We start from the raw sequence: 16,795 nt of genomic DNA, 5'->3' as shown, positions 1-16,795 counted from the left end.
GACGGCCGATTGGCGGGATGCGCCGCCGCGACTCGCGACGCCGGGGGTTGCGCCTTCGCGGCAGGCGTTGTCGCCTTCGCTACCGCAGGCGTTGCCGGCACGGCCGACACCGCATGCCCCGGCGCCGCACTTGCGGCACCCGGCGCACTCGCCGCCTGCGCCGGCAACGCGCACGTCCCAACACACGTCCCTGCGCATGCCAACACGCCAACGGCGCGCGCCAGGCTGCGACGAGCAGCATGCGCAACACGACTCGCACCTGGCGTGCGGTATGAAAACGGCATCTCGATCATCTCGCGTCGACGCACCACCGGGACGGAAGCCGCATGTTCCAGTTCAGGCTGGCCAGGCCAATCCCGGTCGTTTATCGCGTATCAGAGCAAACATGATTATTATTGATTGCCCGCCGCTTTAGCGCAGCGCGCGGAACGACGATATTACTCAGCGCATGGCTGCATGTCGATGAAAATACAGCCGATTTTCGAATTCTGCGAAGCGGCTGACAAATTTCGGCAAGCGGTGTGTGAAGCGGAAAATCGCCATGACCTGATTTAAATCGAATCCCTGAAATAAAACCGTGGAACGATCGGCCGGTTCATCCGCTAAAAAAACCTTTCCGGGCCACCGTGATGCGGCTCGATACTTAACCGTTGCGCGAGGAGTCAGAACAATCATGGTCCAACACGATCCAGCCGCCCGCCAGGCAAGCATTGCAGCCGAAATGCACATTGCCGCGGAATTCGACGCACAGCATGAAATCGAGCGCCGGATCGATTTTCTCGCGAACTATCTGCGTAGCAGCGGCCTGAAAACTTATGTGCTGGGAATTAGCGGCGGAGTCGATTCGACAACGGCCGGACGTCTCGCCCAACTCGCGGTCGAACGTTTGCGCGCGAATAATTACAATGCGCAATTCGTCGCAATACGTTTGCCTTACGGCATACAGCGCGACGAAGCCGATGCCCAGCAGGCATTACGCTTCATTCGCGCCGACGAAAATCTCACCATCGATATCCAACCCGCCGCCGATGCGCTGCTCGCATCGCTCGATAAAAGCGGCGTGTTATTCAAGGACGGCGCGCAGCAGGATTTCGTGCACGGCAATATCAAGGCGCGCCAGCGCATGATCGCCCAATACGCGGTGGCCGGCGCACGGGCCGGCGTCGTGATCGGCACGGACCACGCGGCCGAATCGCTGATGGGCTTCTTCACGAAATTCGGCGACGGCGGCGCCGACGTGCTGCCGCTCGCGGGCCTCAACAAGCGCCGCGTGCGCGCGGTGGCGCAAGCGCTCGGCGCGCCCGAGGCGCTCGCGCACAAGGTGCCGACCGCCGACCTCGAAATGCTGCGTCCGTTGCGCCCCGACGAAGACGCCTACGGCATCCCCTACGATGCGATCGACGACTTCCTCGAAGGCAAACCGGTCAGCGATGCGGCGCGCGCGGTGATTCTGCGGTTCTACGAAGCGACGCATCACAAGCGGGCGCTGCCGTATACGCCGTTCGACTGGCCGACGCGGCACGACGAGAAATAACGTCCGGCGGCTGAGGCGCGGGGCGCTTGATGCGCGGCAATGAAAACGGCGGGGATGCGCGATTGGCCGCGCATCCCCGCCGTCGTCGACGCTATCCAGGAAGCCCGCCGGGAATCGGGGTACCGGGTGACGCCCTTAGCGCTCGGGCGGCGGTTCGTCGCTGAACAGATCGGCGCTCGCTTCGAGCGGCTGGCCGCCCAGATGCTTGCCCTGAATCTGCCGCGCGATCACGTCGCCGACATACGGCACGTTGGCGTCCAGTTCGACCATTGCGTAGGCGCCGGGTTTGCCGGCGTCCACGACTTCGACGTTTTTCGCGTAATGCCCGAGTTCGCGCTTCAGAAACTCCCGTACTTCCTGCTCGCTGCACGATTCGGCGATATTGCGCACGGTCAGGTTCATGTGGCCTACCCTCGACGCGCGTGGCGGCCTGTCCGGCGATCCGCGCTTTCGACGCGCACCGGCCGCAGCGCCGCGCGCTGTTTCGCCCGAGCGGCGGCGAGTTCGCGGATCAGGACCGCGCCCGCGACAGCCAAAGCGAACAAGGACAGATAGAAGGCCATCATTCAAATCTCCTCTGCGAATTTCGTCCTGTTGTCAGGATTGCCATCTTCGACACCAGCAGCGCGGCGCAACCGTGCTGCGGGAAACGGTGAAACGTCGCCGTCAATGCACTGTACCTGAATCGGCCGCGCCAACAACAGAAAAACATCGGCGGATTCAGCACGGTGCATGCCCGGCCGGCGCGACTGCTACGGTTCAGCCCAAGATCGGCCGCTATCGACGGCTACTGGCTGCCACCGGCTGCTACTCGCTGCGGCAAACACGCACCGCCACGGCGCAAAGCAAAGCGTGTCGCGGACGGCATCCCGCGGGGGACGTGCGCAAAAGGCGGGCTGATCGAGCCGATCAGTCCGCCGCTTGCACGTTGGTCGCGTTCACCCACCACGCATTCTTGCCTTTCGGCAGGCGGACCAGCACCGCGGACGGATCGTCGACACCGTCGTCGACGATCTGGCACACCGGCAGGCCATCGGGCAGAGGCTTCACCTGGCCGGCCGCCTGGAACAACGCGATGCGCTGCGCGCTCAGCGGATGCAGTTGCCGGTACACGTCGAAGCTGATCGCCGCGGGCACGTCGCCGCGAATCACGAGCGAGTCGGCACGCGCGCAATGAGCGGGCTCGGCGGCGAGAGCAGCGGCGCTGCCGCACAGGCCGGCGATGCTGAGCGCCACGGCGGCGAGACGGGAATGGGTCATGGTGTTTCTCCGAAAAATTGGGGATAGCGAACCGCGAACTGTCGCTCGCACGGGCAACTCGCATGGACGTGCGCACGGCGGATTCTCGCGAAAGCGCGCGCAACCGGACGATGCAAACCGATCCGGCCTGTCGGCCACGCGCACGCGCGGCCTCGAACCCTGCGCTCAGGGCGCGCGTTCGTGCGCCTCGCCGCGCCGGTCGGCGCTGTCGTTTTCGCCTGCGTCGTCGTTGGCGTCGCCGGCCGCGACGTCAAGCCGGCTCATGTCGCACGAGGCCCGGCCGAAGCCCGAATAAAGCGCCGACCAGTTGCCGACGATCGCCGTCTGCGCCTGCGCGAGACTCAGTTGGCCCGTGCAAACGCAGTGCTTGAGCATGACCGCCGCGCGCGCCTTGCGACGCTCGCCCTGCGGACCGGCCCACGGCCGAAGATCGAGATTGGCCGGCGCGTCCGGCGAACCGCCGAGCACGACCGGCACACGCCGGTCGAGCGCGAACGCGACGCCGTCGTCTGCATCGATGCCGCGCGCGGCCAGCATGCGATCCTTGTGCGCCATCAGTTCGTCGAAAGGCGGCGCGACCGCATCCGCGTAACCGGCGCGGCAAATCGTTTCACCGATCGATTGCTGCGTGACGCGCTCATCGAGCATCGTGCCGCCCTGCGCGGCGGCGTCGCCGATATGCAGCGCGCAGAGCGCCACGATAAAGCTCGCGCCCAGCCGCGCTGCGCGCCGAGCCTTCGGAGCGGGGTGGGCAACACCGCTCGCGCGCGCGAGTAGCGGCGCGCGAGCGTCGTCGTTGCTGCGGGTCACGTCGCGGAAAAAACGGCTGCGACGCGTGTCTGCCATACCTGCATTCATTCGTCGGCGCGCCGGCGGAGGCGCGCGGTAGTTCAATTCGCAGGGCAATTAAAACATATTCAATATGCTTAGGTATAAAAGCCCGGCACACGCCTGCGACGCGAGCCGGGATCATGAGCCCATTAACGTGCGCGGCAACAGGCGGCCAGGCCGACTGGAAGCCCCTGTTTCATGGCAGTTCCTGCGCGAGGCGAGCAACGACGAAAATCGACACGCCCCACTGCGGCAGCCCCCGCCGCTACTTCGCGACCCGCGCCTGCAACGCGCGAATCCGGCCAAGCGCCGGTTCATTCGAGAGCGTCTGCTCGTACATCTGCGCGAGGTCGGCCTTCAGCGCGGTGCGCGAGCCGCCGTCGAGATAGACCATGTGCCCCGACGGATAGAACCGCGCCGACAGGTTCTGCCGCACCTGCTGGCTGAGCAGCGGCATCTGCTGGAGATCGAGCACGGTCTGATAGAACGGCGTCACGAAGTCGAAGAAGCCGTTCGCCGACAGCACCTTCAGGTCGGGATTGAGCGCCATCACCGCCGCGAGGTCGCCCGCCGTGTACAGGATGATGTTGCCCTTCGGGTCGACGCCCTTCTGCGCGCCGGTCGGATCGATATGGCTGAAATCCCAGTACTTGAACGCCTGGTCGTTGAGGTCGGTGAACGACGAATTCGACGTGTACTTCAACTGCTCGTTCAGGTACACGTTCCACATCGTCGTGTAGACGCCGGTCACGGCGGTCATGGTCGGATCGTTGCCGCCGGAGTTCGGATCGATCTTGCCGGCAATGCCGGTCTCGATCGCGGTCACGCGGCCGTCGTATTCGCCGAGCGCGAGACCTTGCGCCTTGAGCAGCGTGGTCAGGAACAGCGAATTGCCGCGGCTGTCGTAGCCCGCGATGTCGAGGCTCCACGCGAGCAGCGTCGTCTTGTCGATGCCGGTGTATTCGCTGAGCTTTTCGACGGTCGCGGAATCGGTGGTCGGAAACTTGCGCAACGCGGCCAGATAGTCGGTGCGCGAGAACTGCGCGACCTCTTCGGCAAACGCGCCGAGATCGGTCGGGCGCGGCGCGACGCCGAGCTTCCGGTGATACCAGGCGTCCGCTGCCGCGGTGGGCAACGCGCCGACCGGATTGCCGGCCTGCGTATAGTCGAGAATCGACGATTGCAGCGTGATGCCGTTCAGATCGACGCCGTCCTCGTGCAGGCGATACGCGAGCACGCAACTACGCGCCGTGCCATACGATTCGCCGAACAGATACTTCGGCGAATTCCAGCGGTTGTTCTTCGTCAGAAAGCGCTTGATGAACTGCTTGAGCGAATCCGCGTCCTGATCGACGCCCCAGAAGTCGCGATTCTTCTTCGGCGCGATGGCCGCCGAATAGCCGGTGCCGACCGGATTGATGAAAACGAGGTCGCTTTTGTCGAGCAGGCTGTCCGGATTGTCTTCCATCGCATACGGCGCGGGCGGCGTGAAGCTCGGCATCGACGTTTTGATGCGGCGCGGCGCGAACGAGCCGAGCAGCACGAACACCGACGACGACCCCGGTCCGCCGTTATAAAAGAACGTGACCGGCCGCGTTTCTTCCTTCTGGTTGTCCTGCGTGAACGCGACGTAGAACATCCGCGCTTCGGGCTGCGAGCTGCTCGGATCGACGATCACGAGATGCCCTGCCGTCGCCGTGTAGTTGATTTTCCTGCCGCCGATCGTCACCGCGTGATGCGTAACCGCGGCGGTCTCCGCCGTCTCGGTCACCGAATCGTCCGGCCCGTTCCCGTAGGCGACCGGATCGAAGAACGGCTGGTCGCCGGCCTTGGCCTTGTGCGGCTCGCTGGTGGTGACCGCAGCCGCCGTGGCCTCGGTGGATGCGTTGTGCGACGGATGCTGACTACCGGAAGCAGACTCTGTGTTCGTCATGATCGCTCCATGGGTTCGATTTAACGTGCCGCGTCTTCGCTTTACGTCCTCGCTATACGTCCTTGTTTCGCGTCCTTGTTTCGCGTATTCGCCTTGTATCCTCGGTTTACATCCGCGCTTCTTCACTTCCGCGCTTCATTTGCCCGCTTCATTTGCCGGCTTCACTTCCTCGCTTCACGTCCTCTACCGGCGGTCCGCCACGTATCGCGAACCGTTGCCGACTGTCGCCGCCAGCCTGTTGACTATAGTGCGGCCGCCACCTTCTGGCCAATCGGACTGCCCAGTCCCGTGCAGGCGTCCCAGCCCACCGATGCCGCGAAGCTGCCGTTGTTGCCCTGCGTGATGTCGTTGCAGACGCCCGGCGCCTTGTAGAGCTTCGCGTTGACAAAACCGGCCGGCTGCCCGTTCGCCGCGTTGATCCGCGCGATCAGCGCCGCCCATAGCGGCGCGACCGCGCTCGTGCCGCCGATCACCGTCTGCGTGCCGTCGATCAGCACGCTGTAGCCGGTGACGGGCGACGCATCGCCCGCGACGTCCGGCACGCCGCGCCCGCCGAGCGCCACGCTGCCGCCGCCCGGCGACGTCACCGACAAGCCCTTCTGCCACACCGGCACCGCAAACGCCTGGCTCACTCCGCCGCCGCTCGCGCCGCCCTGTTCGCCGTCGTTCCACACCACCTCGCGCGTGATCGACGAGCCCGACGCGGTGAGCTGCGTGCCGCCGCACGCGAGCACGTACGGGCTCGATGCAGGGAAGTCGACCTGATCGCCGCCGCCCGAGCCATCGCTCGAACCGCTGTCGCCCGACGCCGCGCAGATCGTCACGCCGAGCGCCGCCGCCGACTGCAGCACGCTGTTGAACGCCTGCATCGACTGGCTGGTCCAGACCGACTCGGGCGCACCCCAACTGATCGAAATCACCGAGGGCTTATTGGCCGTGTCGTGCACCGCGCGGCTCACCGCGTCGATAAAACCGGCGTCGCTGTTCTGCGTGAAGTACACGGCGATGGTCGAGCGCGGCACGATCGCGCCGACGATCTCGATGTCGAGCGTGACCTCTCCGTCGGGCCCGTTCGGGTCGCCGCTCGGCCGATTGCCGCCTTGATCGACGCCGACCGCTGTCACGTTGGGCGAGGCCACGCCGAGGCTCGAAAAATACGCCGTGAGATCGGACGTGTTATAGCCGCCGCCGAGTTCGATGATGCCGACACACTGGCCGTCGCCATCGCCTTGTGGAAACTGGTAGAGCGAGGCGAGCTGCAGCGGCGTGAACGACGCCTGATGCGCGCGCGCCGGCACGAACGGCGGCCGGATGCGGAAGTGCGGCCGCGCCTGTGGCCGGTTGTCGAGCCCGAGCACCGCCTCGACGACGCCGTGCAGATCGTCCGGCACGCTGATCGTGCCGGTGCGGCCGCGAAACTGCCCGGCCGTGTGATGCTGATAATGCGCGAGTGCGACCTCGAACGCGCTCTGGAACTGCGCGATCGTGCCGCTCAGCAGGACGAGACGCGCCGCCGGGTCCTCACGCACAACCGTCAGACCATGCGCGGCCGCGAACGCCCCGACCTTCGCGATATCGTCCGGCGCGGCGCCGTAGTCTTGCGCGAGCGCTTCACGCGAAAGCGGTTTGACGCTCGGGTCGCCGGCCTCGATCCGGCTCATCAGCGCATCGAACTGCGCCTGCTGCCGGCGGCGCAGCATCACGAAAACCTCGATCCGCTCCGTCGGATCGCATTGCCCGACGACCTTTACGCCTTGCTCGACCGTGCGCTCGCTGCCCGGCAATGGGTGCCTGTTGACCATGGTGTCGACTCTCCTGTTAGCGTGGCGGGCCCGCACGGTGCGCGCACGGCCCGGTTGCACCTCAGCACGCCACGCGCCTGCGCGCGCGCCGCCTTGCCGCCTGGCCTCGTTTCACGCCGCGGCGGCAAGTTGCTGTTCGAGGACTTCGTTCAACCGTCCGACCCGGGCATTCGAGCACAGTTCCGGCGCGCGCGGCAGTTGGCCGAATGGCTAATGTGCATCGCACGTGCGGCGCGCTATGATGCTTCAGCGGCATTCCAGCCACTTCATTGTTGCCTCGCGCGCCGGCCCGCGCGCACGATCGAGAAAATCAGAGGAACCCATGTCAATTTCGATGTATCAAGCATCATTGCCTGTGCTGATTCGCGGTCTCACGAACCTGCAAGCCATCCTCGGCAAAGCCGAGGCGCACGCGGCCGCGAAGCAGATCGAGCCCTCGGTGTTCACGAACGCCCGGCTCGCGCCGGACATGCTGCCGCTCGTGCGTCAGGTCTATATCGTGAGCGACACCGCGAAGGGTTGCGCCGCGCGGCTGGCCGGCGTCGAGCCGCCGAAATTCGAAGACGTGGAACAGACGTTCGACGAATTGCAGGCCCGCCTTCAAAAGACGATCGATTATCTGAAGGAGTTCAACGCCGCGCAGATCGACGGTTCCGAAACGCGCGCCATCACGCTGAAAATGCGGGTGGGCCCGCTCGAATTCACGGGCATGTCGTATCTGTTCGGCTTCGTGCTGCCGAACTTCTATTTCCACGTGACGACCGCGTACGACATCCTGCGCCACAACGGCGTCGAACTCGGCAAGCTCGATTATCTGGGTACGATGCAATAAGGAGGCGGGCCGCCGGGTCCCCGCCTGAAGCCAGTCGGCATCGGAGCAGCAGCAGACCGGCGCGAGACCACCCCAGCCAAGCCGCGCCGCGCGCCGGCGCCCTATGCAGCGAGGCGCTAGGCGTGGATGCGCGGCTGGAACGCAATCACCGCCATGCCGGCGAGCGTCAGCGCGACGCCTGCCGCATCCCAGAGCGTGGGCCGCACCTTGTCCACGCCCCACAGCCACGCAATCGCCACCGTCACGTAGACACCGCCGTAAGCCGCATACACACGGCCCGCGGCGGTGCCGTGCAGCGTCAGCAGCCATGCGAACAGCGCGAGGCTCAGCGCGCCGGGCAGCAACAGCCACGCGGAGCCGTCCTCCTTGAGCCAGCGCCACGGCAGATAGCAGCCGAGAATTTCGGCGACGGCGGTCACGACATACAGCAGGAAGGTTTTCATCGATGAAGGGAAGCAAGCCATTGTGTCGCCGCGCGCGGCGCGGCGGGGTATCCGTGAAGCGCGGGCAAGTAAGACGGCCCGCGCCGCTATCGGCTTTATTAACACAATCACTTGGCGCCGCGAACATGGCGCATGCGACAGTCGCGCTACCTCAACCCTGACGGCTATCGGTTATGAGCATCGAGTCACCCTGCATCGACATCTGCAAGTTCGACGACAAAACCGGCTTTTGCATCGGCTGCATGCGCACACGCGACGAATGCAAAACCTGGAAGAAGATGAAGGACAAGCATCGCAGGAAGATTATCGAGGACCAGCCGCGGCGCGAGCGCAAGCTGAAGAAGTGAGCGACAGTGAACGGCGCCGCGGGGCATCAGCGTCTTCGCTTCGCTGCCCCGCCGCCCTCGCGACACCGCCTCAATCGAGCGAAAGCCGCAGCGCAAATCCGATCAGCGCAGCCGAGAACGTCCAGCGCTGCAAGGTCTGCGCGAGCGGATGAGCGCGCATCCAGCTGGCGATGCGCGCGGCGCCGGTCGCATATAGCGCGTCGAAGCATGCGCCGGTCACGAGCAGCACGACGCCGAGTTCGATCATCTGCAGCGCGACCGGCCCCGCCTCCGGCCGCACGAATTGCGGCAGCAGGACCGAACAGAACAGCAGCGCCTTCGGGTTCAGCAGATTCGTCAGCAAGCCTTTGATGAACGCGGTCCACAACGGACGCGCCGCAGCGGCATTGGACGCCACGGCAGCACGCCCCTCGTCGGGCAAAGCGAAGCCCGGCGAGCGGAAAATCTGAATCCCGACCCACGCGAGATAAACCGCGCCGACGTAGCGCACCGCGTCGTACAGCCACGGCGCGTTGCGCAACAGCGCGGCCATCCCGCATGCCGAGAGCGTCACGTGCGTGGCGCGCGAAAGTCCGAGCCCGGCCGCCGCCGCGAAGCCGCTGCGCACGCCGCGCGCGATGCTGGTTTGCAGAATCAGCGCCATGTCCGGCCCGGGCACCGCATAAACGACGAACAACGCCGCGATATACACGGCCAGCAGGTGAGCGGAAATCATGGAAGCCTCCTTGTTTTTAGAGGCTCTATCTTGCTATCGGCGGCAGAGTGTTTGCTGGCGAATTGCCGATCCCAAACTTTCATTTGAAGCGGAATGCGCTAATATTTGTTCACTTTAACGAGCTTTCCCCCACCCCTCGCCGATACCCCGAAACCATGCCCGCCGCCGATCTCGACAAAACCGACCGCGCCATCCTCGCCGCGCTGCAAAACGACGGCCGCATGCCGAATGCGCGGCTCGCCGAAACGGTCGGCCTCAGCGAAACGCCGTGCGCGCGGCGTCTGAAACGCCTCGAAAACGACGGCTATATCGATCATTACCGCGCGATGCTGTCGCGCGCCGCGCTCGGCCTTGGCGTGGTCGCGTTCGTCTACGTGCGCTTCGCGGTGCACGACCGCGCGACCGCGACGCGCTTCGAGCGCGAGGTGCAGGCGATCCCGCGCATCCTGTCGTGCCACAACGTGTCGGGCAGCGCCGATTACATCCTGCAGGTCGTCGCGCGCGATCTCGACGACTACGGCGCGTTCATGCGCGACGAGTTGCGCAGTCTGCCGGGCGTGACCTCGGTGGAGTCGTCGTTATCGTTGCGCGAGGTGAAGCCGTATGGCGGCCTGCCGCTTTCCTGATGCCGCTTTCATCAACGCGAACGTGGCATAGTCACGCCTTTGAAGCCCTCTTGCGAAGCGGCGCGAGCCGCTCCGATGCAACCCGACGAACCGGAGTTTTCATGGATCACGACAAGGCGCGAGCCGAAGAAACCGCCGCGATGGAACGCGTGCTGACCGCGACAAAGCGGGTGCAGACGGCGTTTGCGTCGCTGCAGACACAATTCCCGCCGGCCGGCGCCGGCAAACCCACGCAGTTTGCCCTGCAAACGTTCGACGCCGCCTTGCAGGAACTCGAAGACGCGCAAGCCGCCTTCGACGAAATGCTCGGCGATCTGCTCGACGGCAATCGTTGAGCCGGAGCCGGCCGGCCCGGCGCCCCGCGCGACGCTATCTGAGCGGCGCCGCCCTGCCGCTCACGTTCGGCGCGCGTGGATCGGGGTTCATATAGAGGGCCGTGCCGTTGGCGCGCATGTCGTTGAGCACGGGGCCGGCGCCGGCTGAACCGGTGCCGTACGCCGTGCCCGGCGACGTTCCCACGCCCGGCGCCGGGCCGCCGCCGACACCCGTGCCGAGGCCCATGCCGGCCGCGCCGTGCCCCGTGCCGCTGCTCCCGCCCGATTCGCCGGATTGCGCGCCGCCGCCCGGGTTGCCCAACTGCTGGGCCCATCCCACCTCCGCGGTTCCCGCCATCAGCACCACCGCAACCATCACCGCTCGCGCGATCCCACCTGTTCCGCTTCTCATGACTCACCCCTGGCTTCGATTTCATCGACCCCACGGCACGACGCCGATAGCGCCGCACGCTCCCCTCCTATTCTGAGCCCGCCGCCCAACGCGTGCAGCGGCGCTGCACCCGCACGGAGCGTGCCCGCGCGCGTTATGATCGGTCGTAACAGCAGACCGGCCGAGCGCGCACGCGCGGGAGCACGACGCAGCACGATGGAGCACGCCTACATCCACCTTTTGCATCTGCTTGCCGGCCACTCGGCGTGGATGCTCGCGGTCGTGTTCCTGGCGGCTTTTCTCGAAGCGATCGCCGTGATCGGCACGTTCGTCCCCGGCAGCACCGCGATGTTCCTCGCCGGCGCGCTAACCGGCACCGGCGCGCTGAGCCTCGCCTGGGTATTCGTCTGGGCGATCCTCGGCGCGGTCGCCGGCGACGGCATGAGCTTCTGGCTCGGCAGCCGCTACAAGGAGCACATCGCCCAGATGTGGCCGCTGAGCCGGCACCCCGAGCTGCTTGTCGCGGGCCAGCGCTTCTTTCTCAAACAGGGCTCGAAAAGCGTCGTGCTCGCGCGCTTCATCGGCCCGTTGCGCGCGATCGTGCCGGTCGTCGCCGGCATGATGGACATGAGCCCGCTGCGCTTCTACGCGATCAACGTGCTCTCGGCGCTGCTGTGGGCGCCGGCGCATATCCTGCCGGGCGTCGTGTTCGGCGCGTCGGTGCTGCTCGCCGGCGCGGTGTCGTTCCGGCTCGTCGTCATCATCGCGATGCTCGTATGCATCGTCTGGCTCAGCTTTCGCGGTGCGAGCTTTCTCGTCTCGCACGCGAACGCGTGGTCGAGCGCGGCGGGCCGCCATCTCGGCAACTGGGCCTGCCGCCATCCCGGGCCACTCGGCCGCGCCGCGCGCCGCATGCTCGATCCCGATGCGCCGGACGCGACCAGCATCGTCGTGACCTCGCTGCTCGTGCTCGTGGCCGGCGTGCTTTTCTTCGGTGTCCTTGGCGATGTCGTCAGCGGCGATCCGCTGACCACCGTCGATCTGTCGGTCTATCGCTTCCTGCAATCGGTGCGCACGCCCTGGGGCGACACGGTGCTGGCCCATCTCGCGACGCTCGGCAGCGGCATCACGCTGAGCGCGCTGATCGTCACGGTCGCGCTGTGGATGCTATGGGAGCGGCGCTGGCGCACGATCGGCTACTGGCTCGCGGCGGTCGCGTTTTCGCAGTTGCTGATTCTCGGCCTGCAACTGGCGATGCGCCGCGCGCCGCCCAACGAACTGATGACGAGCCACTACGTGTTTCCGAGCAATCACGTCGCGGCGACGGTGATCGTCTACGGCTTTCTCGCGTTTCTGCTCGCGCGCCGGGTCGGCAAGATCGAGGGCGTGCTGGTCGCGGGCGCAAGCACGCTCGCCGTGATCGTCGTCGCGTTCGCGGGCGTGTACTTCGGCCGCTACTGGGTGTCGGATGCGATCGGCGGCGCGGCGCTCGCCTGCGGCTGGGTCGCGATCGTCGCGCTGACGGCGATCTGGCGGCATCCGCAGCCGCCGCCGCAACGCCGCTTGATGCCGCTCGTCATGCTCGCGGTCGTGGCGTTCAGTGTGGCCGCGCAACTCGGCGTCGAGGCGCCCACGCCGCCCGACAGCACGCCGCGGCCGCCGCCCGTGCGGCTCACCGAGGCGGCATGGCGGATGTCCGAATGGAAGCGGCTGCCCTGTTTTCGCTCCGACATGGGTGGCGACCGCAAGGAGCCGTTCACGCTGCAATGGGTGTCGGAGCCCGCCACGATGCGCGACCGGCTGCGCGCGCAGGGCTGGATCGAGGGCACCGACGTATCGGCGCGCAGCCTGCTCTCGCTTGCCTCGCCCGATGTCGCGGCGGTGGCGCTGCCGGTCTTGCCGAAGCTCGACAACGGCGTGCCGTCGTCGCTGGTGTTCATGCGGCCGGGCGAGTCGCGCGAGGAACGCTACGTGCTGCGCTTCTGGCCGAGCGGCTATGCGGTCGACAACGGCACCTCGGCCGCGCCGCTGTGGGTCGGCGCTTTGGCGCACGAACGGCTGTCGCGGCCATCGTGGCCGATCAACATTCTGCGCATCGACAAGGAAACGACCGCGCTCGCGGCAAGCGCGAAATCGGGCGCGGCACTCGGTGCGACGGTTCTCGCGGAAGTGGCATGTCACGGCGTGCCGGTGTCGCTGCTCGTTTCGCCGGGAAATTGAGTTCACGGACAAAGCGGCTGTTGCGTCATATGCGGCGCATAGACGATATGCCGTGCGTAGACGAACGGAAAAACATGTCGGCGCCCGAGCGCCATTGGAAATTCGCGTATTGCAATCGGTGACCTCAGCATGGGCTTTTCCGATCGATCACGATCGGCACGATTTGCCACAAGTCATTTGCCGCAATTGATCGCGCAATGAATGACCGCGAAAAAACCAGAAAGCGAATTACGCGGTAATTGCCATACGGGGAATGACTCGTGCCGCGATTCGCGCGTACCGATTGCAAACCGGCAACCGCATGCGACATATGTCACGCGAATCTCCGTTGCACAAATGCAACGAAAAGACGCAATGAAAAGCAGTGAGAAACCATTACCGCTGCTGTCCCGCGCTTTCTCCCATTCCATCGTTTCCACCCGGCTCTTTCCACCGCATGGCCCATTCTTATTCACTCGCGCAATTCACAATATAGCGAGAAAAAATCAAACTGATTCCACAGATACCCACCCTATTTTTTTGCCCAATTGCACACTTTGACGTTATCGTCTCGAAGCGACCTGAATTCGTAGATCAATAGGAGTCCCGTGTGCGGAATCGATTGACGTCCAGCATGAAGAAAGACCGCAAATCCGCAGTACTCGGCAGCCACCGCTCGCGTATTTCCAGACTCACTCCCAGGCTATCTCTTTGCATCAGCCTGCTGATGTTCGGCGCCGGCTACTCCGCTTATAGCGTTGCCGGCGTTTCGGTATTGCGTCCGCCGCGAGAAGCGCTCGCGAATAGTCCGCTCGAAGTCACGATCGTCTATTCCGGCGACGCACCCAACGGCACCGAGGTCGACGTTCCGGCACAACTGAATATCTCGCTCAGCAATCCGGACGTGATACCGAGGCCGCTGGCGCTCGCGCGCGAAAGCGGCGCGCCCGATCATCTGAAGCTCGCCGCGGGAGAACTCAAGGCGGTCCGCTATGTCGGCGCGTGGCCCGAATGGGCGCGCGGCGCGATGAAGATCGACGTGCCCGATCTCGACGTGTCGCCCTCGTTCGTCCTGCTCACGCGAGCGCCGCGCGGCAGGGGCACGGCGCTCGCGTCGGCTGACGGTACGCCGGACGCTGCGGCAAGCGTTTCGAAGAGCGAACCATCCCAAACCAGCCTGATCGCATCGTCGCCGGCACCGGCGCACCCCGCCGCGCCGGTGCCCGAAATCAACAGCTTCCTCAGCCGCTTCTCCGCCTACGAGCCCATGTATTTCGCCGACGGCTCGAATGGCGAGAACCTCGCGAAATTCCAGCTGAGCTTCAAGTTCCGCCTCGTCACGCCGGACGATCCGCGCTCGCGAGGCTTCGCCGACAATCTTTATTTCGGCTATACGCAAACTTCGCTGTGGGATCTCGGCGCGTACTCCGCGCCATTCCGCGACACGAGCTATATGCCGGCGCTGTTCTATTACCTCGAAGACACGGGCTGGAAGAGCAAGCGGTGGAGCAAGATGGGGCTGATGGCCGGCTACGAACACGAGTCGAATGGACGCGACGGTCCCGAATCGCGCGGCATCGACATCTTCTTCGTCAAGCCGATCTGGGATTTCGGCGACCTCAACGGCAACCATCTGACCGTGGCGCCGAAGGTCTACTACTACGCCCATATTGCCGGCGAGAACCACGACATCACCGACTATCGCGGCTATATGGACCTGCTGCTCAAATACGGCAGCACCGACAGCTGGCAAATCGCGACGACGCTTCGCAAAGGCATGAAGGGCGGCAAAGGCAGTATCGATACGCAGTTCACCTATCCATTGGCGAAGCTCATCAATAACCGCTGGGGCGGCTTCCTGTGGGTCGGGTTCTTCACAGGATACGGAGAAGACATTCTCGACTACAATCAGCACCGCTGGATTGCGCGCATCGGCTATAGCATTACGCGCTAAGCCGACGTTGTTCAGCCATGCAGACGAAGGGCCGCACGCGGCCCTTTTCTTTCGTCGATAACGGCGCCACCTCGTGCCGGAAGCTGATCGAAAGTTCTCCCGGGTTCTTCCCCGATCCCAACTCAAGCCCGACCGGAAGCTCACCAGAAGCTCACTTGAAGCTCATTCAGCCCGACCGAAGTTCGCCCAAAGCGAATTGCAATCTTCCGGGGCACGTCAATAATTAAGTAGCTTGTGAATCCTGTGTGCACGAACAGACGGGCACACTGCCGCGGATTTCTCTAGAGTTGAAGGGTCGCCGGTCAATCCGGGCTGGCCACGCCGCGCTGATTCGCCAGCGTACATTCAAACTCCAAGGAAAAACCAATGAAAACTGCTCTCCTTAAAGACGTGTCGACCATTTCCAACGGGCAAGCCGGGTTAGTCGTGCATCGAAATAGTGCACCGCTGATCCTCAAGAACGAAATTCACCCGGAACAGATCCGGGACAATCTGCCGGGCCGCCAAGGCGGCGTCGGCTTTCTGTTTCACGCCACCGACTGGGAAACGCTTTCATTTTCTTTTCACAACGTTCGTCCCCGGAGCGAATCGTTCGAAGAGGAACTCTGGAATACCAAGCCCTTTATCGCCTCGCCGATCTATTCGGGCTCACAGGTGATCGGCGCCAATATCGCGTGCCCGGTGCCGCTCGAAATGTGGCTGGGCAGTCCGCGCGGCATCAAGCGTTTCCGCGAAACGCAATTTTTTCCGGCACTCGAACTCGCCCGGGAAGCGGGACTCGGCATGATCGCGATGGGCGCCTCGACGCCGTACGCGTGCAATTACGGCGCGCTGCCGCGCCCGATCAAGCCGCCTCACATCACGACCGGCCACGCGGCCACCGCCGCGATGCTCAAGGACTGGGCGATGCACTGCTGCGACCAGCTCGACCTCGAATTCGGCAAGACGAAGCTCGCGCTGTTCGGCGCGGCCGGCCGGCTCGGTACGACGGTCGCCAAGTATCTGCTCTACAAGGACGCGCCGCGCGAACTGATCCTGATCGACCTGCCAGACAAGATGAACCTGCTGATCGACCAGGCGAGAGAACTGCTCGCGTCGGACCTGCTCGGCAAGTCGAAGGTCTCGGTGCATACGTTCAGCCCCGATACGCAACTGCCCGCCTTCGATGGCGCGATTCTCGCGAGCAGCACGAGCGTCCCCTACCTCACCGCCGCCGATCTCAAGCGCGCGCAGTTCTGGATCGACGACTCGCATCCGCGCGCGGCGAGCGTCGAGGCCGAACTCGCTTCGCGCGGCCATACGCTCTATATCGAATGCTTCGCCCGCGGCCCGGCCGGACTCGATACCGCGTTCCCGTTCCGGCTGCCGTCCACGCGCGACTGCTACACCTGCTTCGCCGAAGGCTATTCGGCCTGGCAGGAAGGTATCGCCTCCGATTTCATCATTGGCAGCCCGCCCGTGTGGTCCGTCTCTTATACTCACAGTCTCCTCAAGAAAAACGGCTTTTCGGTCGGTCCGTTCCACGGCAAGAACGGCGCGCCGGTCAGCCTCGAGGGACTGGAAGCGCATCGATTCAATACGCATGAGTTGATGGGGTCGTAACGTGAACGGAGG

At 64.7% G+C, this 16,795-nt stretch carries 18 protein-coding genes; 8 read left to right on the top strand and 10 right to left on the bottom strand.

What is annotated here, in order from left to right; all coding sequences use genetic code 11:
* Window positions 1-441 precede the first annotated feature (441 nt).
* Window positions 442-675: a hypothetical protein gene (locus F3J20_RS26230; RefSeq protein ID WP_167285089.1), complete on the bottom strand. Its 234-nt coding sequence runs from the start codon at window positions 673-675 to the stop codon at window positions 442-444.
* Here F3J20_RS26230 and nadE point away from each other — a divergent pair.
* Window positions 674-1,534, top strand: coding sequence for an ammonia-dependent NAD(+) synthetase (gene nadE, locus F3J20_RS26225; protein WP_167049601.1), 861 nt, complete (start codon window positions 674-676; stop codon window positions 1,532-1,534). The genes F3J20_RS26230 and nadE overlap by 2 nt on opposite strands.
* A gap of 135 nt (window positions 1,535-1,669) precedes the next feature.
* On the opposite strand, the gene F3J20_RS26220 is transcribed toward nadE, so the two are convergent.
* The 6 genes from F3J20_RS26220 to F3J20_RS26195 form a co-directional block, all read right to left on the bottom strand.
* Window positions 1,670-1,936, bottom strand: a complete 267-nt coding sequence (locus F3J20_RS26220) for an RNA-binding protein (RefSeq protein ID WP_167049603.1) — start codon at window positions 1,934-1,936, stop codon at window positions 1,670-1,672.
* 5 nt (window positions 1,937-1,941) lie between these two features.
* Window positions 1,942-2,100 (bottom strand): hypothetical protein, encoded by a 159-nt coding sequence (locus F3J20_RS26215; protein WP_167285087.1) that lies wholly within the window; start codon window positions 2,098-2,100, stop codon window positions 1,942-1,944.
* A gap of 343 nt (window positions 2,101-2,443) precedes the next feature.
* Window positions 2,444-2,794, bottom strand: a complete 351-nt coding sequence (locus tag F3J20_RS26210) for a hypothetical protein (RefSeq protein ID WP_167285086.1) — start codon at window positions 2,792-2,794, stop codon at window positions 2,444-2,446.
* Window positions 2,795-2,959: 165 nt separating this feature from the next.
* Window positions 2,960-3,652, bottom strand: a complete 693-nt coding sequence (locus F3J20_RS26205) for a hypothetical protein (protein ID WP_167285084.1) — start codon at window positions 3,650-3,652, stop codon at window positions 2,960-2,962.
* Window positions 3,653-3,890: 238 nt separating this feature from the next.
* Window positions 3,891-5,558 (bottom strand): peptidase S1, encoded by a 1,668-nt coding sequence (locus tag F3J20_RS26200; RefSeq protein ID WP_167285083.1) that lies wholly within the window; start codon window positions 5,556-5,558, stop codon window positions 3,891-3,893.
* Window positions 5,559-5,800: 242 nt separating this feature from the next.
* On the bottom strand, window positions 5,801-7,360 hold the full coding sequence (locus F3J20_RS26195) for a S53 family peptidase (protein ID WP_167049613.1): 1,560 nt from the start codon (window positions 7,358-7,360) through the stop codon (window positions 5,801-5,803).
* Between the two features lie 322 nt (window positions 7,361-7,682).
* Here F3J20_RS26195 and F3J20_RS26190 point away from each other — a divergent pair, with 322 nt between their 5' ends.
* Window positions 7,683-8,192: a DUF1993 domain-containing protein gene (locus F3J20_RS26190; RefSeq protein ID WP_167049615.1), complete on the top strand. Its 510-nt coding sequence runs from the start codon at window positions 7,683-7,685 to the stop codon at window positions 8,190-8,192.
* Between the two features lie 116 nt (window positions 8,193-8,308).
* Here the strand turns inward: F3J20_RS26190 and F3J20_RS26185 are convergent, their stop codons facing one another.
* Entirely contained in the window at window positions 8,309-8,635 is a 327-nt protein-coding gene (locus tag F3J20_RS26185) for a YnfA family protein (RefSeq protein ID WP_167049679.1), read from the bottom strand.
* A gap of 173 nt (window positions 8,636-8,808) precedes the next feature.
* Here F3J20_RS26185 and F3J20_RS26180 point away from each other — a divergent pair, with 173 nt between their 5' ends.
* Window positions 8,809-8,982 carry a DUF1289 domain-containing protein gene (locus F3J20_RS26180; protein ID WP_167049616.1) on the top strand — a complete coding sequence of 58 codons (174 nt, stop codon included), beginning with the start codon at window positions 8,809-8,811 and terminating at the stop codon, window positions 8,980-8,982.
* 70 nt (window positions 8,983-9,052) lie between these two features.
* On the opposite strand, the gene F3J20_RS26175 is transcribed toward F3J20_RS26180, so the two are convergent.
* Window positions 9,053-9,697, bottom strand: a complete 645-nt coding sequence (locus tag F3J20_RS26175) for a LysE family translocator (protein ID WP_167285081.1) — start codon at window positions 9,695-9,697, stop codon at window positions 9,053-9,055.
* A gap of 155 nt (window positions 9,698-9,852) precedes the next feature.
* Between F3J20_RS26175 and F3J20_RS26170 the strand changes: the two genes are divergently transcribed.
* Window positions 9,853-10,323, top strand: a complete 471-nt coding sequence (locus tag F3J20_RS26170) for an Lrp/AsnC family transcriptional regulator (RefSeq protein WP_167049619.1) — start codon at window positions 9,853-9,855, stop codon at window positions 10,321-10,323.
* 101 nt (window positions 10,324-10,424) lie between these two features.
* Window positions 10,425-10,658, top strand: coding sequence for a hypothetical protein (locus tag F3J20_RS26165; RefSeq protein ID WP_167285079.1), 234 nt, complete (start codon window positions 10,425-10,427; stop codon window positions 10,656-10,658).
* Window positions 10,659-10,692: 34 nt separating this feature from the next.
* Here F3J20_RS26165 and F3J20_RS26160 read toward each other — a convergent pair whose 3' ends face one another.
* On the bottom strand, window positions 10,693-11,049 hold the full coding sequence (locus tag F3J20_RS26160) for a hypothetical protein (protein WP_167049623.1): 357 nt from the start codon (window positions 11,047-11,049) through the stop codon (window positions 10,693-10,695).
* A 195-nt stretch (window positions 11,050-11,244) separates the two neighbouring features.
* On the opposite strand from F3J20_RS26160, the gene F3J20_RS26155 reads away from it, so the two are divergent.
* The 3 genes from F3J20_RS26155 (at window position 11,245) to F3J20_RS26145 (ending at window position 16,783) form a co-directional block, all read left to right on the top strand.
* Window positions 11,245-13,248 (top strand): bifunctional DedA family/phosphatase PAP2 family protein, encoded by a 2,004-nt coding sequence (locus F3J20_RS26155; protein WP_167285077.1) that lies wholly within the window; start codon window positions 11,245-11,247, stop codon window positions 13,246-13,248.
* Between the two features lie 589 nt (window positions 13,249-13,837).
* A complete protein-coding gene (locus tag F3J20_RS26150) occupies window positions 13,838-15,181 on the top strand; it encodes a phospholipase A (RefSeq protein ID WP_345889925.1) in 1,344 nt (447 codons plus the stop codon).
* A gap of 366 nt (window positions 15,182-15,547) precedes the next feature.
* Window positions 15,548-16,783, top strand: coding sequence for a hypothetical protein (locus F3J20_RS26145; protein ID WP_167049627.1), 1,236 nt, complete (start codon window positions 15,548-15,550; stop codon window positions 16,781-16,783).
* The last annotated feature ends 12 nt before the right edge of the window (window positions 16,784-16,795 follow it).

Source organism: Paraburkholderia sp. Cy-641 (genome assembly GCF_011752945.1).
In the GTDB taxonomy this organism is placed as follows: Bacteria; Pseudomonadota; Gammaproteobacteria; order Burkholderiales; family Burkholderiaceae; genus Paraburkholderia.
Note: the sequence above shows the minus strand (reverse complement) of the source record. Positions and strands in the feature narration are given on the sequence as shown.